This window comes from Clostridium acetireducens DSM 10703 (assembly GCF_001758365.1).
In the GTDB taxonomy this organism is placed as follows: Bacteria; Bacillota; Clostridia; order Clostridiales; family Clostridiaceae; genus Clostridium_C; species Clostridium_C acetireducens.
Window position 1 is genome coordinate 1 of record NZ_LZFO01000035.1, and the last position, 23,914, is coordinate 23,914.

Here is a 23,914-nt window from a genome sequence, read left to right on the forward strand (position 1 = left end):
ATTTCATTAAGACACTCTAAGAATAAAAAATAAAAAAACTCCTACCCAATTTATGCCCCGTCCTTGGGGCGGAAATTGGCTCATCACGTCCTGTGATGAATTACGGAGTTTTTTTATTTTTTATTCTTAGAGTGTCTAAAATTCATTCAAATTATTTACAAACTCTCTTTATGCTACTGGCTTATTATTTTTATACAGATTATTTTTAATTATTTTTTATTTGCAAATTTTATTAATCATTTTTATTCCATATTTTTAATTGCTTAGTATTTGTTAATGCTTTAAGAAGATTATCTTTTAATCCTGGAATTTCATTTTCTAAAGAATAAGTTAAATTTTTTATATATTCTCTTTTAGTAAATCCGTTGGCTGGGCAAGGATTGTTAATAATAGGAAAATTGTGTTTTTTAGCTATATTTTTTATTTCTAATTCGTCTATATAAACCATAGGTCTTATAACATGAATATCCATTCTACTTAAATAAGTAAGAGGAGAAAAACAATTTATTCTTCCTTCATAGAACATAGACATAAGTAAAGTTTCTATAGCATCATTTTTATGATGACCTAAAGCAACTTTATTACATCCTAATTTTTTAGCATTATCATTTAAAGAACCTCTTCTTAGTTTAGCACATAATGAACAAGGATTTTTTTCCTTTCTTATATCAAATACAATTTCTTTTATATGAGTTTGGATTATGTAAAGGGGAACTTCTATTTCTGTGCACATTTCTTTTAATTTAGTAAAGTCTGATTCCATTCCTGTATCTAATATTATAGCTATTAAATCAAAAGATTCAGGAGAAAATCTTTGATACTTTTTAAATAAATGTAGAAGCGTTATACTATCCTTTCCGCCAGATAGACCTACTGCTATTTTATCTCCATTTTCAATTAATTTAAAATCATTTACGGCTTTTCTAAATTTACTTAATATTTTTTGCATGTTTATCACCTTTTATTAAATTTAATAACTAATACAACATTATAATATTAAATTATATATAAAGAAAGTGTAATTTTAATATTAACTTTAGAATCAAATATATGCTTAAAACAAAGAAAATAAGCAATAAATAAAGAAAATAAAATATAATTTAATATAAATGCTTATCTATGTGTTTGAAATTATTAATATATAATTGTATACTAATTCATGTCGACAATACTGGTCGATAAATTTAATATTTGCTGGCATGGCTCAATTGGCAGAGCAGCTGACTTGTAATCAGCAGGTTGTAGGTTCGATTCCTATTGCCAGCTCCATATGTGGAGGAATTCCCGAGTGGCTAAAGGGGGCAGACTGTAAATCTGTTGGCTTCGCCTTCGATGGTTCGAATCCATCTTCCTCCACCAATTTAATTTAGGGCGCATAGCTCAGCTGGGAGAGCATCTGCCTTACAAGCAGGGGGTCACAGGTTCGAGCCCTGTTGTGCCCACCAATTAATTGTATTATACAATTGAATATGCTGGCATGGCTCAATTGGCAGAGCAGCTGACTTGTAATCAGCAGGTTGTAGGTTCGATTCCTATTGCCAGCTCCATTATGTGGAGGAATTCCCGAGTGGCTAAAGGGGGCAGACTGTAAATCTGTTGGCTTCGCCTTCGATGGTTCGAATCCATCTTTCTCCACCAAAAGATGCCCAAGTGGTATCTTTTTTTGTGAAATTTATTAAACTAATTAAATAAATTGAATATTTTAATTGACATAGTATATAATATTATGATAGTATGAAAAAAACAATTTATAAATACTCTTATCAAGAGAGGTGGAGGGAAAGGGCCCTATGAAACCCGGCAACCAGTGTGATATTTAATGCACTAAGGTGCCAATTCCTGCAGGTTATTCTGCAAGATAAGAGAGATGGTGAATTTAAAACCTCTTCTTATCGAAGAGGTTATTTATTTTTATAAATATTTAGGAGGGAATAAAATGAGAAAGCTGTTTACTTCAGAATCAGTTACAGAAGGACATCCAGATAAAATATGTGATCAAATATCCGATGCTGTATTGGATTCTATATTAGAAAAGGATCCTAATGGAAGAGTAGCGTGTGAATGCTCAGTTACCACAGGCTTAGTTTTAGTAATGGGAGAAATATCTACAAATTGCTATATAGATATACCGAAAATTGTAAGAAAAACTATAGAAGATATAGGATATACTAGAGCAAAATATGGATTTGATGCTAGTACTTGTGGTGTAATCACTTCTATTGATGAACAATCTGGTGATATAGCTATGGGAGTAGATGAATCTATTGAGTCTAAAAAAGGTGAAATGGATAAAATAGAAGCAATAGGAGCAGGAGACCAAGGCATGATGTTTGGTTATGCTACTAATGAAACTGAAGAATATATGCCAATGCCTATATGTATGGCTCATAAATTATCAAGAAAATTATCAGAAGTAAGAAAAAATGGAACTTTAAGTTACTTAAGACCAGATGGAAAGACTCAAGTAACTGTTGAATATGAAGGAAATAAGCCAGTTAGAATAGATGCCATAGTAATTTCTACTCAACATAGTCCAGAAGCTACACAAGAACAAATAGAAAAAGATATAAGAGAATATGTAATAAATGCAGTTGTTCCTAAAGAATTATTAGATGAAAATACTAAGTATTATGTTAATCCAACAGGAAGATTTGTAATAGGAGGACCTCAAGGTGACTCAGGATTAACAGGAAGAAAAATAATAGTAGATACTTATGGTGGATATGGAAGACATGGTGGAGGAGCTTTTTCAGGAAAAGACCCAACAAAAGTTGATAGATCTGCTGCTTATGCTGCTAGATGGGTAGCTAAAAATTTAGTTGCAGCAGGAATTGCAGATAAGCTAGAAATTCAATTAGCTTATGCTATAGGAGTTGCTAAACCAGTATCAATTAGTGTAGAAACTTTTGGAACAGGAAAAGTTTCGGAAGATAAAATAGTAGAAATAGTAAATAATGTATTTGACTTAAGACCAGCAGCTATAATTAAGGAATTAGACTTAAGAAGACCTATTTATAAACAAGTAGCAGCTTATGGTCATTTTGGAAGATTAGATATAAATGTACCTTGGGAAAAATTAAATAAAGTTAAAGAAATAAAGAAGTATTTATAATATTATTTAGAAAAGAAGGGCTGTTTTGTAAAAACAGCCCTCTTTGTATGTTGTAAATTATATTTTTAAAGAGCTAATATAATTTTAGTTAAGTAATTTACAATAAAGAAGGTGATTATTATAAATAAAGCATTAACTTTATTACATAAAGTAAACAAATTTTTTATAACCATTTTTGCAATTATAGCATCTATTACTTTAGGTATGGCATTAATAGCTTTTGTTACTTTGAGTAAAATAGTAGTAAGTATAGAAAATATATATAATGCCAATACTCACTTAATGAATATAGTATTATTTTGTATTATATTTATACCAATTACTACTATTATATTTGAAAAATTATTAGTAAATCGATATAGTAAAGTTAAGTAATAAAGACATGATAGTATGATATAATTATACTATCATATTTTTACTATTATGAGAAATAGGTGAAATCTTATGAATAATATAGAGGGAATTGTTGAGAGTATAATTTTCAAAAATAGTGATAACGGTTATGTAGTAGCTAAAATAAAGGAAGAAAAGAGCAGTATAACAATAGTAGGATATATGCCCTATATAAAAGAAGGACAAAATTTAAAAATAACTGGGGAATGGACTATTCATCCTGAATTTGGACAGCAATTTAAAGCAGAAGTCTTTGAAGAAATAATACCTAATACAAAATTAGGCATAGAAAGATATTTATCCTCAGGGATTATAGCAGGTATAGGTCCTGTAACAGCAAAAAAAATTGTAAAAAAATTTGGAGAAGATACTTTAAAAATATTAGACAATAATATAAATAAATTAGAGGAAATAGAAGGTATAGGTCCTAAAAAAATAAAACTAATAAAAAAGTCCTATAATAAAAATAAAGAAATAAAGAATATAATGGTGTTTCTTCAGACTTATGGAATAACACCTAACCAATGCATTAAAATATACAAAAGATTTGGATCAGAATCTATAAATATAGTAAAGAAAAATCCTTATACTTTAACAGAAGAAATAGCTGGTATAGGCTTTAAAATTGCAGATAAAATTGCAAGTAGTATAGGAATAGAAAAAGAATCACCTTTTAGAATACAAAGTGGAATAAAATATATTATAAATAAGTTTTGCTCTATAGGAAATACTTATATACCTTTAGAGAAGTTGTTAGAAAAATCTGTAAGCATACTAATGGTATCAAAAGAAATTGTAGAAAAAAATATATACCAATGTGCTTTAGATGGAAATATAAAGATAGAAACAATTGAAGGCGAAAACTGTGTATTTGATTTGTTATATTATTATTGTGAACTTGGAGTTACTAAAAAGGTATTATCTCTTTCTTCAACTAAATATGAAAGCATAGATGTAGATATAGATAAAGAAATAGAAATTTTTGAAAAAGATAACCATATAAAATTTGCTGAATCACAGAAAGAGGCTATAAGAGGTGCTTTTGAAAATTCAATGGAAATAATTACAGGAGGACCAGGAACGGGAAAAACTACAATAATAAATTGTATAATAGATATATTTGAAAAATCTAATTTAAAAGTTATAATGGGAGCACCTACAGGTAGAGCTGCAAAAAGAATGACAGAATCTACAGGAAGAGAATCTAAAACAATACATAGAATATTAGAAATGGGAATAGTTAATGAAGAAGATATAATATTTATGAAAGATGAAAATTATTTAGATTGTGATGTAATAGTAATAGATGAAGCTTCTATGATAGATATAATTCTTATGCATAATTTATTAAAGGCAATATCTTTAGGCACTAGAGTTATAATTGTTGGAGATTCAGACCAGCTACCCTCTGTAGGACCTGGAAATGTATTAAAAGATTTAATAGATAGTCAATGTGTAAAAGTAGTTAGATTGAAAGATATTTTTAGACAGTCTAAAGAAAGTATGATTATAGTAAATGCACATAAAATAAATAATGGAGAAATGCCTGTGCTTAATAAAAAAGGAAAAGACTTTTATTTTATTAATTGTATTGAGCAAAAAAAGATTTTAAAAACTATAGTAGATCTTGTAGATAGTAGACTTCCGGGATATAATTCTGATTGGCATAAAATTAAAGATATACAAGTATTGTCTCCAATGCGAAAAGGAATAATAGGAGTTTCGAATTTAAATAGTAAACTTCAACAAGTATTAAATCCAGAAAGTAAATATAAAAATCAAAAAGAGTTTAGAAATGTTATTTTTAGAGTTGGAGATAAGGTAATGCAGACAAAAAACAATTATTGTATTAAATGGAAAAAGGCAAAGGAATTTGGAGATGAAGAAGGCAAGGGAGTTTATAATGGAGATTTGGGATATATAAAACAAATAGATGATGAAAACGATACTGTTACTGTTATATTTGATGATGATAGAGAAGTAGAGTATGATAATCTTTCTTTAGATGAATTAGATTTGGCTTATGCTATGACTGTGCATAAAAGCCAAGGAAGTGAATTTAAAGTAGTAATATTACCAGTATTTATGGGACCGCCTATGCTTATGAATAGAAATTTGTTTTATACAGCTATAACTAGAGCAAAGCAACTAGTAGTATTAGTAGGAATACCCAAATCAATAAAATTTATGATAAATAATAATAATAGTTTAGAGAGGTATTCTTTGTTAGGATGGAGAATTAAAAATATAATAGAATGATGTTTTTTAAAATATTTTTGTGTTTAGGGGAGATTTTATGTATTTTTCTAAAAAAACTAGAATAAGCGGTGATAGAGATAAAATTAGTAATTGCATATTAAATTGGAGTATAGGCGATGAAAATATTTTAAATATTATATCTCTTCCTTATAACTCTTCTTATATTTTAGTTAAAACAATACTAAGATATGTATATAACAATAAAAAAGTCCTATATATAACAGAAGAAGAATACAATATAGATTTAATTTTAAATATAAAAAAATACTCTAAATTTAGAAATTATTCTTATATTAGAGATGTTAATATGGATTTAGAAAATAATTTAATTATATGTAATCATAAAAAAGCTAGTAATATTAAAAATAATTTTCATTTAGTAATATATGATGATGTAAACAGCTTTCCTAAGTACAGTAATGAAGAAATAAAGCAACTCATAATGAAAAAGTTTAATAAAAGCAAGTGTATAATTTATTCTATAGAAAGTATATTTAAAAATAAGATGGACATAATTCTACCAATAAAGGAAGATAAAAAACCTATAATTGAACCAAGAATAATAACAACAAGAATAGATATGAATAGAGATATTCCTTTTTTAATATATGATTATATAAATTTCTCAATTAAATTTAATAGAAAAGTAATAATATATGTTCCAGATGAAATAAAAGTAAAAAATGTATTTGCATATATAAATAAGTATCCCTTTCGCAAAGAAAAAAATGTATATTATTATATAAAAGATAAAAGTAATGAAAAAGTAATTACTAATTTTACAAAAATAAAAAAAGCTATAATAATTACTAATGAATTTCATTATTTGTTTTCATATTTAACAGATACAGACATTATGGTATATTTTGCTGATGATGAAAAGTTTAACTATAAAGAATTTGTTTATTTATGTTCAAAAATTAAAGGAAATGAGGGAAAATACAGAGGTGAAGTAATACTTTTGGCTTATCAGGAAACTAAACAAATGGAAGAAGCTAAAATAATTACCAGAAACTTCAATAAAGAGGCATGGGAAACAGGTTTATTAAAAATATAAAATACGTAATAGATTGTATTTTATCTGTTATATATTCAGATGAAGGCAATTGTGTTATATGTAATAAAATTCTTTATGACGGCAGATTTATTTGTGATAATTGTACAAGAGATATTAAGCTTTGTAAACATAAAACTAATATAAAAAAACAGGAATTTAGTTTTTCGGTATATTCATCTGCTTATTATTCTGGAGTTATGAAAGAATTAATTTTAAATTTAAAGTATCATAGAGATTTTAAAAGTGGTGAAATTATAAGTGAATATATGTTTAAAAATTTATTAGAAAATAATATGGAATTTGATGCCATAACTTATGTACCTGTAAGCAGAAAAAAGTTAAAAAAACGAGGATATAATCAAAGCAAATATTTAGCTAAAAATTTATCAGAAAAAACAGAAAAATCTTTAATTAACTCTTTAAATAAAATAAAAGACAATAAAGACCAAATAGGATTAAATAAAGAGGAAAGATGGAAAAATAATAAGGATTGTTTTTGTGTAAAAAATAAGAATAAAATAGTTAATAAAAAAATTTTATTAGTAGATGATGTTATAACTACAGGCTCTACGGCATTTTTTTGCAGTAAAGAATTAATAAAAAATGGAGCAAAAGAAGTTATAGTATTGACTGCTGCAAAAAGTAGTATATAATTATAAATATATTAAGTTAGGTTTGTGGTTGAAAGTCGATGCCAGTCGCAGGCAAAACGATCCACGTAAGTTAAATAAAATTATTTAATGAGCATAGTGCGGTTTAGAAGTAAGTCCTGCCGCTTATAAAAGCGAGAGAATTATTAGTGAGAAGATGAACTCTGGGTAGCAAACGTTCCAGCAGGCCAGTGTGGGGGAAAAGACCAGGTCAACTAACTTAATATTTAAAGTTCTTAATTCTTTAGAATTAAGAACTTTAAATTTATTATAAAATAAATATTTTAATAATAAATTTAAAATAACAATAATAATAGTAGTAATATTGTTAATTTACTTAATATTTTGTTAATTTCAAATATTTCTATTGTATTTTATAAAAAAGAGTATTAAAATATATATACACAAAAAATTATAACTATTACCTATTTAAGGTAGAGAGGGGCTGAAAATATGAGAATAACTGTAAGTGGAAAAAATATTGAAGTAACTAATGCATTAAGAAATGTGGTGGAAAAAAAGTTATCCAAATTAGATAAGTATTTTAAGCCTGATGTAGTAGCTAATGCTACACTTAGTGTACAAAAAAACAGACAAATAATAGAAGTAACAATTCCTTTTAGTGGTGTAATATTAAGAGGTGAGGAAGCAACAGAAGATATGTATGCTTCTATAGATATAGTAGTTGATAAAATAGAAAGACAAATAAGAAAACAAAAAACAAAACTTCAAAGAAGGAACCATGGAGGTTCGTTGAGATTTCAGTCTATACCTGAATTAGATAAAAAAGATGAACAAGAATTTAAAATAGTAAAAACTAAAAAATTTGCAATTAAACCAATGTCTGATGAAGAAGCTATATTGCAAATGGAACTTTTAGGACATAACTTTTTTGTATACAAAAGTGCAGAAACAGGAGATGTAAATGTAGTATATAAAAGGAAAGACGGTAATTATGGTCTAATAGAACCTGAATTTTAGGTTAATAGGAGGTTAAAAACCTCCTATTTTAAATTTTAAAAGTTTTTTAATTAAAAATAAACAGGAATATATTTAGTTGAATGGTATAAAATTAGATGATATAATTTATAAAGTATATATGTAAAAATATAATATAGGTGAGGATGAAGAATAAAAATGAAATTATTTGAAAAATTATTTGGAACTTATAGTGAAAGAGAAATAAAAAGAATAATTCCTATTGTTAATAAAATAGATAATTTAGATTCTAAAATGCAGTCTTTAACGGATGAACAACTTAAATGTAAAACAAGTGAATTTAAAGAAAGACTTCAAAAAGGGGAAAGTTTAGATGATATACTTCCTGAAGCTTTTGCAGTTGTTAGAGAAGCTTCAACTAGGACTATAGGATTAAAGCATTTTAGAGAGCAGCTTATGGGAGGAATTGTTCTTCATCAAGGAAGAATAGCAGAAATGAAGACAGGAGAAGGTAAAACATTAGTAGCTACCTTGCCAGCATATTTAAATGCTTTAACAGAAGAAGGAGTACATATAGTAACTGTCAATGATTACCTTGCTAAAAGAGATAGAGATACTATGTCACCAATATATGAATTTTTAGGACTTAAAGCAGGAGTAATATTACATGATTTAGATCAAATTCAGAGACAAGATGCTTATAATTGTGATATAACTTATGGTACTAATAGTGAGTTTGGATTTGATTATTTAAGAGATAATATGGTGATTTATAAAGAGGAAAGGGTTCAAAGAGGACTTAACTTTGTTATAGTAGACGAAGTTGACTCTATATTAATAGATGAAGCTAGAACACCTCTTATAATTTCAGGTCAAGGAGATAAATCAACTGATTTATATAAGGTAGCAGATTACTTTGCTAAGTCATTAAAAGAAGAAGATGACTTTACTAAAGATGAAAAGTCAAATTCTGTTATATTAACAGAACAAGGTATAGAAAAGGCAGAAAAATTCTTTCACTTAGATAATTATGCAGACCCAGAAAATATGGAAATTCAACACCATGTAGTTCAAGCTTTAAAAGCTAATTATATGATGAAAAGAGATAAAGATTACATGGTTAGAGATGGTGAAGTTTTAATAGTAGATGAATTTACAGGAAGAGTAATGGAAGGAAGAAGATATAGTGATGGTCTTCACCAAGCTATAGAAGCAAAAGAAAGTGTAAAAATTCAAAGAGAATCAAAAACACTTGCTACTATAACTTATCAAAACTACTTTAGAATGTTTAATAAATTGTCAGGAATGACAGGTACTGCTTTAACAGAAGAAAATGAATTTAGAGAAATATATGGATTAGACGTAATAGTTGTACCTACTCATAAACCTATACAAAGAATAGACCAACCAGATTTAGTTTATAAAACAGCTAAAGGAAAATTTAAAGCTATAGTTGAAGATATAGTTAATACTTATAAAAAAGGTCAGCCATCATTAGTAGGTACTGTAAGTATTGAAAAATCAGAAATGCTATCGGATATGTTAAAAAAGAAAGGAATTCCTCACCAAGTACTTAATGCTAAGTATCACGAAAAAGAAGCAGAAATAATATCTCATGCAGGAGAAAAAGCCATGGTTACAATTGCTACAAATATGGCTGGTCGTGGTACAGACATTAAGTTAGGAGAAGGTGTTGTAGAAGCTGGAGGATTAAAAATAATAGGAACAGAAAGACATGAATCCAGACGTATAGATAATCAGCTAAGAGGTCGTTCAGGAAGACAAGGTGATCCAGGAGAATCTAGATTTTATGTTTCTCTAGAAGATGACTTAATGAGAATATTTGGTTCAGATAAACTTCAAGGTGTTGTAGACAGATTAGGACTTAGTGAAGAAGAAGCAATAGAAAGTAAAATGGTTTCTTCTGCTATAGAAAATGCTCAAAAGAAAGTAGAAGGAAATAACTTTGATATAAGAAAAACTTTACTACAATATGATGACGTAATAAATAAACAAAGAGAAATAATATACAAACAAAGATCTCAAGTATTAGAAGGAGAGGACTTAAAAGAACAAGTAAGATCTATGCTTGAAGATATAATAAGTTACGAAGTAGATGCTCATATATCAGAGGAAGAAGACAATATTGATGAAGAATTACCAAAACTTATAAGTTTATTAGAAGAAGTTTATTTGCCAAAAGGAGTCATTGGCTTAGAAGAATTACAACCATTAGCTAATGAAGAAATAAAAGAGAAACTTTACAATATAGGAGAAAAACTACTAGAACAAAAAGAAGAAGAGTTTGGTTCAGAAGAAATGAGAGAAATAGAAAGAGTTCTTTTACTTAGAGTAGTTGATATGAAATGGATGGATCATATAGATAATATGGAACACTTGAAACAAGGAATAGGACTTAGAGCATATAGACAGCAAGAACCTGCTCAGGCATATCAATTTGAAGGAAGCCAAATGTTTGAAGAAATGATATACAATATAAAAGTAGATACAATAAAATACTTGTGCCATGTTCAAATACAAAGTGCTCCACAAAGGGAAAGAGTTGTAAAGGAAACTTCAACAAATTATGATAGTGACAATTCAACAAAACAAACTCCTATTAGAAAAGAAAACAAAATAGGAAGAAATGACCCTTGTCCTTGTGGCAGTGGAAAGAAGTTTAAAAATTGTTGTGGAAGAGAAGCTTAAATATAAACGGTAAATAGTAACACTATTTGCCGTTTTTGATATTAGGAGTGTGATAAATATGATATTGCAATTAGAAGAGTCAATTGGAAAAATAGAAATATTAAACAAAGATATTAAAGAAATAAGGGATTCACTTTGACATAGAAAAATTAACTATAAAGTTAGAAGAACTTGAAAATAAAATGCAATGTGTAGACTTTTGGAATGATATTAATACAGCTCAAAATATTACTCAACAAGCCAATAATATAAAACATACTATTGGTAGATATAATAATTTAAAGCAAAAAATAGAAGATATAGAGATTTTAATAGAAATGTTAAAAGAAGATGAAGATTATTCTATACAACAAGAATTAATAAATGAGATAAATAATTTAAAAGAAGAAATAGATAATTTTAAAATAGAAATTCTTCTTTCAGGAAAATATGATGAAAATAATGCTATATTAACTCTTCATGTAGGTGTAGGAGGTACAGATGCTCAAGATTGGACAGAAATGTTACTTAGAATGTATACTAGATGGTCAGAAAAGAAAGGATTTAAAATACAAGTATTAGATTTACTCTCAGCAGAAGATGCAGGTATAAAAAGTGTTACACTAAAAATAATAGGAAGATTTGCCTATGGATATTTAAAAGCTGAAAAAGGTATTCATAGATTAGTTAGAATATCTCCTTTTAATGCAAATGGTAAAAGGCAGACATCTTTTGCTTCTGTAGAAGTTATACCAGAGTTAAAAGAAGATCAAGATATAAATATAAAGACAGAAGATTTAAAAATAGATACTTATAGAGCTAGTGGAGCTGGAGGACAACATGTAAATAAAACGGAATCTGCTGTTAGAATTACTCACATTCCTACAGGAATAGTAGTACAATGTCAAAATGAAAGAAGTCAATATTCTAATAAAGAAAGTGCTATAAAGATGTTAAAAGCTAAATTAGTAGAATTAAAAGAAAGAGCTCATAAAGAAAAAATAGAAGATTTAACTGGAGAATTAAAAGATATGGGTTGGGGAAGTCAGATAAGATCTTATGTATTTCATCCTTATACTTTAGTTAAAGATCATAGAACAGGTGTAGAATTTAATAATATAAACTCTGTTATGGATGGAGAAATTGATAAATTTATAAAAGAATACTTAAAATGTAATTTTAAATAAATATAGTAGCAATAGTTATAAAATATTAAAATTATTTTTAAGTTTAATATTTTTAACTATTGCTGCTAAGTGATTTACATATATTTAAAGTTTAACTTTATGCAAACAAAACTTCCTATAATAGATATGAATAGAAATTGTTTATAGTATATTAATATTAAATTATTATTAAAAGCTTGTTTTATTATTTCCATAGAACTAACTTTAAAACATCTTTTAATAGCATTGATATTAATAAAAGAGGCTTTATCCTTAGGAGTATGAATTTTACTTGTATCATTATCAATAAAAGTTATAGCTTCTATATTATTATTTCTAAAAGATTCATGGTCACTAGAATCTTGAAACAAATAATTAAAATTTATTTTATTATAACTGCAAGAAGAAGATACAGACTTAATAATAGGAGTTTTGCTACTATCTTTTTTACCACCCATTATACACAAAGGGGCATTCATACTGCCTATCATATCATAATTAAAGACTTTACTGTTTTTTAAGTGTTTTTTATTTTTAATAGCAAAATTTTTAGAGCCTAAGCAGCCAAATTCTTCTGCATTAAAACCTATAAATATTATATCCCTAGTGGGTTGTCCTAAAGATTTTATATATTTGCTAAATTCTATTACAAAACTTATACCAGAAGCATTATCTAAAGCACCAGGATATGTATTATTATTTAAATCATACCCTACATGATCAAAATGAGCAGAAATTATTATAGGTGAAATATCTTTTTTTCCCTTTATGTATCCTACAACATTATTTAATTTTGTATCTTTAATGCAAAAAGGTATAAAGCAACTAATACTATAATTTCTGCTTAAATAATATTTTATTTCAGATAAAGTTTTATCAGTAACCATTACTACCATATCTATAGGAAAATTTTCTATAAAAGAGCTTCTAAAGTTTAAATTATTATTATCAGTATTATAAAATAAAAATTTTCCAGTGGAATTAGTTACTTTTATAAGATTTTTGTTTAAATACAATGAATTATCTTTTGAAAATAAAACATTATTATTTCTAAAGTTTATCATATCTTCTTTATAATCAATACCATAACTAAATTCTTTAACTATAGAATTATTTTTATCTAAAATTTTCAAATAAGGATTACCCTTAATTTTACAGGGGTATTTACATAAAAAACTGTGATAAAAATCCTTTTTATAAGGTAGTAAATTATTTTTTTTAAAACTTTCTTTAATAAACGAAGCAGCTTCTTCATTTTCAAGTGTACCTGCTAATCTACCTTTAAAATTTTCTGAAGATAAATAATCTATATGATTTTTTACAGTAGAATAATTAAAATGGTGTATGTTGTAAAACACACTAAAATTAAAAGAAAGTAAAATTAAAAAAACACATAATAAATATTTCAATGTAAACTTCATATAAAAACTCCTTTTAAATAGTTATAGTAATTTATATTAATTTACAAAATAATCTATGATTGTTATAATATATTTCTATAAAGTTATAATGTAAAGTGGAGGATACTATGGATAATATAATAAACAAATTAAGCAAAGAGTTTAATATAAACATAAAAAATATAAGCAATGTAATAAAACTTTTAGATGAAGGAAACACAGTACCTTTTATAGCCAGATATAGAAAAGAAATCACTGGTGGAATGAGCGATACAGTATTAAGAGATTTAACAGAAAGACTTACATATTTAAGAAATTTAAAAGAAAGAAAAAAAGATGTTATAAGACTTATAGAAGAACAAGATAAACTTACAGAAGATATAAGAAATAAAGTACTAGAATGTACTACTTTGACAGAAGTAGAAGATATATATAGACCTTTTAGACCTAAAAAAAGAACTAGGGCTATTATTGCACAAGAAAAGGGATTAAAGCCTTTAGCTGATGCAATTTTTACTGGGCAGTTTAAAGAAGATATAAATACTTATGCAAAGAAATTTATTAATGAAGACAAAAAAGTAATTTCAGCAGAAGAAGCTATAAAAGGAGCTTTAGATATAATAAGTGAAATTATATCTGATGAAGCAGAATATAGAAAGTGGATTAGAAAATTAGTAAAAAAAGAAGGAGTTATAGAAACTAGTAGTAAAGTGAAAGAATCTACTCCTTATGAAATGTATTATGATTACAAAGAAGCAGTTAAATCTATACCTTCTCATAGAATATTAGCAATAAATAGAGGAGAAAAAGAAAAAGTATTATCAGTAAAAATAATAATTGATGAAAATAAAGTAATAAATTATTTAAACAATAGATGTTTAAAGGGAAATGCTAATACAGATAAATATATAGAGGAAAGTATAAAAGACTCTTTTAAAAGACTTATATTTCCTTCTATAGAAAGGGAAATAAGATCAGAGCTTACAGAAAAAGCAGAAGAAGGAGCAATAAATATTTTTAAAGCTAATTTAAAGGCACTATTAATGCAATCACCAATCAAAGGTAAAAATGTATTGGGATATGACCCTGGATTTAGAACTGGCTGTAAAATAGCCGTATTAGACGATACAGGAAAGCTATTAGACACTGCCACCATTTATGCTACAGAACCTAAAAAAGATGTAGAAGGAGCTATAAATACACTTAAAGAGCTAATATATAAACACAATGTAGATGTAATATCACTAGGCAACGGAACTGCTAGTAGAGAGTCAGAAGAAGTTATAACTAAATTAATTGAAGAAGTTAAAAAAGAAAAAAATAAAAAAATTTATTATGTTATTGTATCTGAAGCAGGAGCTTCTGTTTATTCTGCCTCTAAACTTGCAGCAGATGAGTACCCAGATATAAATGTATCTTTAAGAGGAGCTATATCTATTGGCAGAAGATTACAAGATCCTTTAGCAGAATTAGTAAAAATAGATCCAAAATCTATAGGGGTAGGACAGTATCAACACGATATAACACAAAAAAGATTAGATGAATCTTTAAAAGGAGTAGTAGAAGATTGTGTAAATACTGTAGGGGTAGATTTAAATATAGCCACACCTTCACTTTTATCTTATATATCAGGAATAAACGCTACTATAGCTAAAAATATAGTGGAATATAGAGAGCAAAATGGAAAGTTCAAAAATAGAAAAGAATTACTTAATGTAAAAAGATTAGGAAACAAAGCTTTTGAACAATGTGCAGGATTTTTAAGAGTAATGGAAAGCAATGAACCTCTTGATAATACTTCTGTTCATCCTGAATCCTATAATGTAGCAAAAAATCTTTTGAATTTACTAAAATACAAAGAAGATGACTTAAAAAATAATGAATTAAAGTATATAAATGAAAGAGTAGAAGAAATAGGAATTGAAAATTTAGCAGAAAATTTAAATGCTGGGGTACCAACTTTAAAAGATATAATAAAAGAAATAAAAAAACCAGGAAGAGACCCAAGAGAAGAACTTCCAAAACCTATATTAAAGACAGGTATAACAGATATAAGCCAACTAAAACCAGAAATGATACTTACAGGAACAGTTAGAAATGTAGCAGATTTTGGAGCTTTTGTAGATATAGGAGTACATCAAGATGGATTAGTGCATATAAGCGAGCTTTCAGATAATTTTGTAAAGCATCCTCTTGATGTAGTTAAAGTAGGAGATATAGTTCAAGTAAGAATAATAAATATTGACGAAAAGAGAAACAGAATAAGCTTAAGTATGAAAGATATCTAAAATTATATATAGGTTGTTGAATAAAAAGTAATTGAGATAATTTGCATATAAAAAATAATTAAAAATAATATATATAAAAATAATAAACATAGCAGCATAAAGAGAGTTTGTAAATAAGTCATTTCATTAAGACACTCTAAGAATAAAAAACAAAAAAACTCCTACCCAATTTATGCCCCGTCCTTGGGGCGGAAATTGGCTCATCACGTCCTGTGATGAATTACGGAGTTTTTTTATTTTTTATTCTAAGATTGTCTAAAATTCATTCTAATTATTTCCAAACTCTCTTTATGCTGCTATGTTTATTATTTTTATATATATTATTTTTAATTATTTTTTATATGCAAATTATCTCAATTACTTTTTATTCAACAACCTAAACTAATATACATTTAATAAAATAAAATTTTGTACGATAATTGTATTAGTGGTTATAAGTAAAATGGAGGTTAATGTGCATGGCAGGAATTTGGAATGTAAATAGTGTTTATAATGTAAATTCTAAAAGAATTTTTAATAAAATATCCTTTGAATTAGGAGAAAATTTTTTAGCTAAAATAATAAATTTTGACCAAGTAAAAAATGAAATTTTACTAAGACTTATAGATGGATGGCAGTTTCAAGCTAAACTTGAAAAGCCTTTGGATTTTATACCTGATGGATTGGTTAAATTTGAAGTAGAAGGCTTTGAAGAGGGAAAAATAAAAATAAAATTAGTAAATAGTGGGGTTGAAGAAAAAAGTCCAGACGAAAGTTCCTCCATAGAAAATTTATTAAAAGAACAAAATATTAATTTATCTAAAAGTGAATATGGATTATTAAAAAAGATGGTAAGTCACAATATGCCTTTAAATAAAGAAAATATATCTAAAGTAAAAACTTTAGTAGATTTTATAAATAAAATATCTATAGATAGTAATTACCAAGAAGAATTTATTGATAAGTATATGCAAAGTAAAGGTATAAGTAGAAATTCTATTGAGGGAAATAAAATAGAAAATTCTCTAAAAAGTTTTTTTAATGAATTTAAAAACTTAAGTGAAGAGGATTTATTAACTTTATTAGAAAATAATATAGATTTAACCCAAGATAATATAGATAGTTTTAATAAGGTTTTTAAAAAAGATTATGGAATATATAAAGCTTTAAAGGAATTAGAAAATGCTATAAAAAATAATAATTCAAATAATAATGTGGAAAATAATATTAAACAAAATGTTGAAAATGAATTAAGTAAAGAAACACATATTAAAAGCAATGAAGATACTAGCGAAGTTAATAAAAAAAATGTAAATAACAATAAAGAAAGTATAGGCAATGTTAAAATTGAATTAGAAAGCACAATAAAAGAGATTAATAGGTTATTAGATATTGGTACAGAGGAAAGTATAAAAAAAGCAAGAGAAATTATATATTCTAATAGTGATAAAACCGAAGAACTAAAAAGATTATTATTAGAAGAAAACGACAAAGTAGAGCAAACATCTTCTGAACAAGTAAAAGAAACAACTGTTAAGGGTAATAAAGATAATGTAGAGAAAGTTCAAATTAAAAATATAGAAATTGCTAATTCAAAAGATTTATCTAAAATAGTGAAAGAACAGATAAATATAAAAACTGATGAAATGAAAAACATAATTAAAACCATTTTAGATATAAAATCTGATACAAAAGTAGGTTTTTATGATAAAGTAATGAATGCACTTCAAAATAATATGAATGATTTTAAAGTGTTTAATTCTATGTCAAATCAATATTATTATTTGGATATACCAGTTAATATTAATAATGATGAATATGGATGTAAATTAATTATAAAAGACGAGAGAAAAAAAGGTAAAAAAATAGATTCTCAAAATGTTAAAATAGTTACCACTGTTAAAACTATAAATATGGGAGAAGTAGATGCTTTTATACAAGTTTTTAATTGTAATATGGATATAAGTATTGAATGTAACAAAAATTTTATAGTTTTTTTTGATAAATCAAAAGAAAAAATACTAAACAATTTATCTAATTTAGGGTATAGTATACATGTAAATGTAAAAGAAAAATTAGAAGAAACTAATATATCAAATATTAGGGATTTTTTTCAAGATGATAATGTAGGAGCTATAAATGTTAAGGTTTAGTTAAAATTGAAGGGTTGTGATTTTGTGGAAAAAAGAAAAAAAGCTGCAGCATTAAAATACGAACAATCCTATGAAGCACCTATAGTTACTGCAGCAGGTATGGGCTATGTAGCAGATAAAATTATTGAAAAAGCTGAAAAAAATGATGTACCTATAGTTAAAAATGAAGAATTAGCTAATCTTTTAAATAATGTAGATTTAGGAGAATCTATACCCTATGAATTGTATGATACAGTAGCGGAAATAATAGCTTATATAATGGATGTAGACAAATCATTAACTTAGAAGGTGATAGTGTTATGGCGTTATTTGCAATATCGGATTTGCACTTAGCATTAAATGAAGATAAACCTATGGATATCTTTGGAAACAATTGGATAGAACATGATAAAAAAATAAAAAAAAATTGGCTTAAAAAAATAACAAAAGAAGATACTGTGCTTATAGCAGGAGATATATCCTGGTCTATGAAAATTAATGAAGGAATGGAAGATTTAAATTGGATACATAAATTGCCAGGCAAAAAAATAATATCAAAAGGAAATCATGATTATTGGTGGGGAAGTATTATTAAATTAAATTCTCTTTATGATGATATGAAATTTATACAAAATAATTTTTATAATTATGAAGATTATGCAATATGCGGTACTAGAGGATGGCCTATTAAAGATAATTCCTCAGAACATGATAAAAAAATAATGAGTAGAGAAATAATAAGGCTTAAATTATCTTTAGATGAGGCTAAAAAAAATAATTTTAATAAATATATAGTAATGATGCATTATCCTCCTGTAAACGATAGATTTGAAGAATCAGAATTTACTAAAATATTTAAAGAATATGGAGTAGAAAAAGTTATATATGGACATATTCATGGACCTGCATTAAAAAATGTTTTTCAGGGTAAAATAGATAATATAGAATATATACTTACATCTTGTGATTATATTAACTTTAATCCTATAAGAATAATATAGTGAATTCCATATTATTCTTGTAGGATTATTATTGAATGTTTGAAAAAGGAGAATATAAAATTTATATGTTGTTGCACTAATTTTTTTATAATTATTTATTGAACAACTTAGAAAAAAATCCTTTTTTGTTGTTTTTTAAATTCACCTTTTTTTCAAAATTTTCAGTAGCATCTATAGAAAAATCCTCTGTATTATTAGAGGATTTTTGTTTTTCTTTAATTAAATCCCTTTGATCCCTTGCCATTTCTTTTAATCTAGAGTTTATACCTAAAGAAGTAACAACTTTGCTAAACCATTGTAGAGCTATATCATCATTACCTATTCTTCTATTTAATTCACCTATAAGATACATTAGCGTAAATTTATTCATACCGTATATATTATTTGAACTTTCATATTGGAAAGTATAATTAAAACCTTCCAAAGCTTGTTTTAAAAAATGCAACTCTTTTTCATAGTCATTTTTCAATCTATACATCCAAGCTATTTTTAAGCAGTTCATAGCTTTTTTACTAGATTTAGATTCCATAACAACATAATTTAAAAGAGATATTTTATATCTTTCTATAGCTGTATCTAAATCATATAAATCGGGGTACTTTCTACCTTTCCATTTAGATGTAATATGTTTTTTTATTAAATCTATTTCGTAACTTTTTATATTTTTAAAATCTTTTTTCATAGTTGCATATCCACAATTATTACACAGCCATACATCATAAAAATAAGGATTAATTATATAGTATCTTATAAAAAAATCAGAATCTTTTCCTTCCATTCTAGCAGCAGAAGTTTTAACAGCTTTAGCTTTAAATTTATTTTTACAAACAGGACAAATTAATTCTTTTTCATACAGTAAAGATTTTTTATTCAATTCCTTATTATTTTTTTTATTTAAATTATCAGAATCTTTTTTTTTATATATATCTATATCGTTTAAGTCTTTAAACCCTAAATTTTCTAATTCAGAAAAAAAGTTTTTAGACATAGTATCACACCTTTTGGATTATATTAATTAAAAAATAGTTGTCTAAAAATAATTATAGCAAAAAAATATATAAATTGTTATTAATTATTATAAATTATGTATTATAATAATAGAATAAGGAGTGTATAAAATTCATTTTAGAAGGTGAAATGTATGGCAGTTAGGGAATGGAAAACTTTTTTATTACCATATAAACAAGCAGTAGATGAGTTAAAAGTAAAGCTTAAAAGTATTAGAAAAGAATATAGAAGAAAAAATGAGTATTCTCCTATTGAATTTGTTACAGGAAGAGTTAAAGAGATATCTAGCATGTTAGAAAAAGCAAATAAGTTTAATATACCTTTAGATAGAATAGAGTACGAAATAGAAGATATAGCAGGTATAAGAATAATGTGTCAATTTGTAGATGATATTGAGAGAGTGGTAGATATAGTTAGAAATAGAAAGGATATGCAAATAATATATGAAAAAGATTATGTAACTAATGTTAAAGAAAGCGGATATAGAAGTTACCATATTATAATAAAGTATCCAGTTTATATGGCAGAAGGTCAAAAGGATATTTTAGCGGAATTTCAAATAAGAACATTAGCTATGAATTTTTGGGCTACTATAGAGCATTCTTTAAATTATAAATATAAACATGATATACCAGAAAACATAAAGTATAAATTAAAAACTGCTGCAGACGCTGCTTTTCAATTAGATGAACAAATGCTTGAAATAAAAGATGAAATAAAAGATGCACAAAAGTTATTTGAAGTAAAATCTAGTTTAGTATCTAATATAATGAATAACATTCTTACTTTATCTTATTTAGGAAAAACAAATGAATCTATAAGATATCAAAAGCAATTAAATGACCTTATAGACGAAGGAGAAGTATCAGAATTAAATAATTTGTTAAATATTACAGAAAGAACATTAGATATGTATAAATAAATCCGTGAAAATTCACGGATTTATTTATATGAAATTACTTTGCAACAATATTTACGAGACGACCTTTTATTACTATAATTTTAATTATAGTTTTATCTTTTAATAATTCTTGTATATGAAAATCTTCTAAAGCGGCATTTTTTATTTCTTTTTCAGTTAAATTTGTTGGGATTTCTATTCTAGATTTAATTTTCCCATTTATTTGTATTGCTATTTCTATTTCTTCCTTAATTAAAGCTTTAGGATTAAAAACAGGAAATTTTTCATTAAATACTGAATAAGGCATACCTATAATTTCCCACTGTTCCTCTGCAAAATGAGGAGCAAATGGTGCTAGTAGCTTAACAAAATCCACTATAGATTCTTTTAAGATAGAAGTATTTTTATTTTCTTCATTTAAATATTTAGAAAGAGCATTAGTAAATTCCATAAGTCTTGCTATACAAGTATTAAATTGCATTTTTTCTGCATCTTCTAATATAGATTTTATAGAATTATGTCTTACATAGTTTAATTCTTTTTCAGCAGCATCTATAGAAGTTTTATCATTAGTATCCTTATTTAATTCTTCTACACAAGAATTAATAATTCTATCTACTCTATCTATAAATCTTCCCATAGACTTAATTCCTTCATCGCTCCAAGCTCCACCTTCAGTATAATCAAATCCAAACATTAGATACATTCTAAATACATCAGCTCCAAATTCACTTATATAGTCATCAGGAGAAATAGTATTTCCTTTGGATTTACTCATTTTTAATCCATCTGGTCCTAAAATAAGACCTTGATGAGTAAGAGATGTAAATGGTTCACCAAAGTTTATATATCCCATATCTCTTAAAGCTTTTGTTATAAATCTAGCATATAGAAGATGCATGCAAGCGTGTTCAGGACCTCCAACGTATTTATCAACAGGAAGCATTCTATTTATTTTATCTGTATCAAATGCTTTTTCGCTATTATTGTTATCAGGATATCTTAAGAAATACCAAGAAGAACAAACAAAAGTATCTAATGTATCTGCTTCTCTTTTAGCAGGAGCTCCACACACTGGACAAGTTGTATTCACAAATTCAGGAGACTTAGAAAGTGGTGATTTTCCATCTGGTGTAAATTCTACATCATAAGGAAGTTCCACAGGTAAATCTTTTTCAGGAACAGGAACAGTTCCACATTTTTCACAATGAATTATAGGAATTGGAGCACCCCAATATCTTTGACGAGATACTAGCCAATCTCTTAATCTATAATTTACCTTTTCGCTTCCAAGTTTCATAGATTCTAGTTTTTTAGTTACAGCTTTTCTAGCTTCTTCTCCTTCTAATCCATTGAATTCACCACTATTAACCATTTTACCGTATTCAGTAAATGGCAATTCGCCACCTTCTATAACTCTTTCTATAGGAAGATTATATTTAGTAGCAAAAGCAAAGTCTCTTTCATCGTGAGCTGGAACTGCCATAACTGCTCCTGTACCATAAGTGCTTAATACATAGTCTCCAACCCAAATAGGAACTTTTCTACCGTTTATAGGATTAATAGCATAGGAACCTGTAAATACACCGGTTTTTTCACGAGTTATTGACTGTCTTTCTATTTCAGATTGTTTTTTAGCTTGATTTTTATATTCTTCTACTTGTGATTTATATTCATCTGTAGTTAGTTTATCAACAAGAGGATTTTCAGGAGCTAAAACAGCATAAGTAACACCAAATAAAGTGTCTACTCTTGTTGTAAATACTTCAAATTCTAAATCAGAATCCACTACTTTAAATATGGCATCAGTTCCTGTAGATCTACCAATCCAATGCTTTTGCATAGCCTTAGTTTGTTCTGGCCAATCTAATTCATCTAACTTTTCAAGTAATTCATCAGCATAATCTGTAATTTTTAAAAACCATTGAGTTAGGTCTTTTTTTATAACTTCACTACTACATCTTTCGCAACAACCATCTAGTACTTGTTCATTAGCTAAAACTGTATTACAACTTGGGCACCAGTTTACAGGTGCATTTTTTCTATAAGCCAATCCTTTTTTATAAAGTTGTAAAAATACCCATTGAGTCCATTTATAATAATCAGGATTACAAGTTATAATTTCATTTTCCCAATTAAACATAGCACCCATGGCTCTTAATTGTTTTTCCATTGATTCTATATTTTTTTCTGTTGAGTCTTTTGGGTGAATACCAGTTTTTATAGCGAAGTTTTCTGCAGGCAATCCAAAAGCATCAAAACCCATAGGTTGAAATACATTATATCCATTCATTCTTTTAAATCTAGCCCAAGTATCTACAGGTCCATAGTTAAACCAATGACCAGCATGTAGTTTACTTGCAGAAGGATAGGAAAACATTTCAAGTACATATAAATTTTTACCTGGATTATTTTCATCAAATTTATAAATACCAGTTTCCTCCCATTTTTTTTGCCATTTAGCATCAATATTAGTTCCGTAATTTGTCATTTTTTAAATCACTCCTTACAAAAAATAAAAAAAGCTTTCGTCTTTAAGAGACGAAAGCTGTATTCCGCGGTACCACTCTTGTTAAGCATTAATTGCTTCACTTAAAAATATAACGGTTTTAACCGTATCTACTTTTCAGTAGACAAACTCCCAGGCAAGTTCATATTTTACTATTACTGCTTTTCACCAAACAACAGCTCTCTTTAAAATAGTTAAAAAATATTACTACTCCTGTTCACAGTATTTATGATTAAGTAAGATTTTATAATAATAAAAGTATTTTGTCAACACATAGTTGTATGTTTTTAAATTTGAATTTGTTTGGTTCATTGTAAAATTAAATGCAACAGATAAAAAATATTAAAACCATAGTGAAAATCATGTATGATATAGGTGTTGAGTATAAACATACAGGAGGTTTTCACTATGGTTCATGATACTGATTATAAC

17 protein-coding genes, 5 tRNA genes, 1 riboswitch and 1 other annotated feature are annotated in these 23,914 nt (G+C 26.6%); of the genes, 18 read left to right on the forward strand and 4 right to left on the reverse strand.

What is annotated here, in order from left to right:
* Nucleotides 1-232: 232 nt before the first annotated feature.
* Entirely contained in the window at nt 233-949 is a 717-nt protein-coding gene (locus tag CLOACE_RS09690) for a PP-loop family protein (protein ID WP_070110909.1), read from the reverse strand.
* 244 nt (nt 950-1,193) lie between these two features.
* Here CLOACE_RS09690 and CLOACE_RS09695 point away from each other — a divergent pair.
* The 13 genes from CLOACE_RS09695 to prfB all read left to right on the forward strand — a co-directional run bounded on the left by CLOACE_RS09695 (nt 1,194) and on the right by prfB (nt 12,285).
* Nucleotides 1,194-1,269: transfer RNA gene (locus CLOACE_RS09695), tRNA-Thr, on the forward strand.
* A gap of 5 nt (nt 1,270-1,274) precedes the next feature.
* A tRNA-Tyr gene (locus tag CLOACE_RS09700) sits at nt 1,275-1,359 on the forward strand.
* A gap of 10 nt (nt 1,360-1,369) precedes the next feature.
* Nucleotides 1,370-1,445: transfer RNA gene (locus tag CLOACE_RS09705), tRNA-Val, on the forward strand.
* Nucleotides 1,446-1,471: 26 nt separating this feature from the next.
* A tRNA-Thr gene (locus CLOACE_RS09710) sits at nt 1,472-1,547 on the forward strand.
* Between the two features lie 6 nt (nt 1,548-1,553).
* Nucleotides 1,554-1,638 (forward strand) — tRNA-Tyr (locus tag CLOACE_RS09715).
* Between the two features lie 119 nt (nt 1,639-1,757).
* Nucleotides 1,758-1,865: riboswitch (SAM riboswitch) on the forward strand.
* Nucleotides 1,866-1,936: 71 nt separating this feature from the next.
* Complete coding sequence (gene metK / locus CLOACE_RS09720) at nt 1,937-3,112, forward strand: methionine adenosyltransferase (RefSeq protein ID WP_070110910.1); 1,176 nt, start codon at nt 1,937-1,939, stop codon at nt 3,110-3,112.
* 111 nt (nt 3,113-3,223) lie between these two features.
* Nucleotides 3,224-3,487: a hypothetical protein gene (locus tag CLOACE_RS09725; protein WP_070110911.1), complete on the forward strand. Its 264-nt coding sequence runs from the start codon at nt 3,224-3,226 to the stop codon at nt 3,485-3,487.
* Between the two features lie 69 nt (nt 3,488-3,556).
* On the forward strand, nt 3,557-5,764 hold the full coding sequence (gene recD2, locus CLOACE_RS09730; protein ID WP_070110912.1) for an SF1B family DNA helicase RecD2: 2,208 nt from the start codon (nt 3,557-3,559) through the stop codon (nt 5,762-5,764).
* 37 nt (nt 5,765-5,801) lie between these two features.
* The gene (locus CLOACE_RS09735) at nt 5,802-6,821 is read left to right on the forward strand and encodes a hypothetical protein (RefSeq protein ID WP_070110913.1); all 1,020 of its coding nucleotides are present in this window, start codon (nt 5,802-5,804) and stop codon (nt 6,819-6,821) included.
* On the forward strand, nt 6,794-7,474 hold the full coding sequence (locus CLOACE_RS09740) for a ComF family protein (RefSeq protein ID WP_070110914.1): 681 nt from the start codon (nt 6,794-6,796) through the stop codon (nt 7,472-7,474). The genes CLOACE_RS09735 and CLOACE_RS09740 overlap by 28 nt, the downstream gene beginning before the upstream one ends.
* Before the next feature lie 450 nt (nt 7,475-7,924).
* Nucleotides 7,925-8,452 carry a ribosome hibernation-promoting factor, HPF/YfiA family gene (hpf, locus tag CLOACE_RS09745; protein ID WP_070110915.1) on the forward strand — a complete coding sequence of 176 codons (528 nt, stop codon included), beginning with the start codon at nt 7,925-7,927 and terminating at the stop codon, nt 8,450-8,452.
* A 156-nt stretch (nt 8,453-8,608) separates the two neighbouring features.
* Nucleotides 8,609-11,119 carry a preprotein translocase subunit SecA gene (secA, locus tag CLOACE_RS09750; RefSeq protein ID WP_070110916.1) on the forward strand — a complete coding sequence of 837 codons (2,511 nt, stop codon included), beginning with the start codon at nt 8,609-8,611 and terminating at the stop codon, nt 11,117-11,119.
* A 58-nt stretch (nt 11,120-11,177) separates the two neighbouring features.
* Nucleotides 11,178-12,285, forward strand: a protein-coding gene (prfB, locus tag CLOACE_RS09755) for a peptide chain release factor 2 (protein WP_101495416.1) whose coding sequence is annotated in 2 segments (ribosomal slippage) — nt 11,178-11,243 and nt 11,245-12,285 — 1,107 coding nt in all. Because the reading frame shifts where the segments join, the coding sequence is not laid out codon by codon here.
* A gap of 74 nt (nt 12,286-12,359) precedes the next feature.
* On the opposite strand, the gene CLOACE_RS09760 is transcribed toward prfB, so the two are convergent.
* On the reverse strand, nt 12,360-13,685 hold the full coding sequence (locus CLOACE_RS09760; RefSeq protein ID WP_070110918.1) for a M28 family metallopeptidase: 1,326 nt from the start codon (nt 13,683-13,685) through the stop codon (nt 12,360-12,362).
* A 107-nt stretch (nt 13,686-13,792) separates the two neighbouring features.
* Here CLOACE_RS09760 and CLOACE_RS09765 point away from each other — a divergent pair, with 107 nt between their 5' ends.
* From CLOACE_RS09765 to CLOACE_RS09780, 4 genes are all read left to right on the forward strand, one after another.
* Nucleotides 13,793-15,952, forward strand: a complete 2,160-nt coding sequence (locus tag CLOACE_RS09765) for a Tex family protein (protein WP_070110919.1) — start codon at nt 13,793-13,795, stop codon at nt 15,950-15,952.
* Between the two features lie 458 nt (nt 15,953-16,410).
* Nucleotides 16,411-18,084 (forward strand): hypothetical protein, encoded by a 1,674-nt coding sequence (locus CLOACE_RS09770; protein ID WP_070110920.1) that lies wholly within the window; start codon nt 16,411-16,413, stop codon nt 18,082-18,084.
* A 24-nt stretch (nt 18,085-18,108) separates the two neighbouring features.
* Entirely contained in the window at nt 18,109-18,369 is a 261-nt protein-coding gene (locus tag CLOACE_RS09775) for an EscU/YscU/HrcU family type III secretion system export apparatus switch protein (protein WP_070110921.1), read from the forward strand.
* A gap of 14 nt (nt 18,370-18,383) precedes the next feature.
* On the forward strand, nt 18,384-19,064 hold the full coding sequence (locus CLOACE_RS09780) for a metallophosphoesterase (protein WP_070110922.1): 681 nt from the start codon (nt 18,384-18,386) through the stop codon (nt 19,062-19,064).
* Between the two features lie 91 nt (nt 19,065-19,155).
* Here the strand turns inward: CLOACE_RS09780 and CLOACE_RS09785 are convergent, their stop codons facing one another.
* On the reverse strand, nt 19,156-20,052 hold the full coding sequence (locus CLOACE_RS09785; RefSeq protein WP_070110923.1) for a DUF2225 domain-containing protein: 897 nt from the start codon (nt 20,050-20,052) through the stop codon (nt 19,156-19,158).
* 153 nt (nt 20,053-20,205) lie between these two features.
* Here CLOACE_RS09785 and yjbM point away from each other — a divergent pair, with 153 nt between their 5' ends.
* Entirely contained in the window at nt 20,206-20,994 is a 789-nt protein-coding gene (yjbM, locus tag CLOACE_RS09790; RefSeq protein ID WP_070110924.1) for a GTP diphosphokinase, read from the forward strand.
* A 34-nt stretch (nt 20,995-21,028) separates the two neighbouring features.
* On the opposite strand, the gene leuS is transcribed toward yjbM, so the two are convergent.
* Nucleotides 21,029-23,464, reverse strand: a complete 2,436-nt coding sequence (leuS, locus tag CLOACE_RS09795; protein WP_070110925.1) for a leucine--tRNA ligase — start codon at nt 23,462-23,464, stop codon at nt 21,029-21,031.
* A gap of 43 nt (nt 23,465-23,507) precedes the next feature.
* Nucleotides 23,508-23,712, reverse strand: a binding site (T-box leader).
* Between the last annotated feature and the right edge of the window lie 202 nt (nt 23,713-23,914).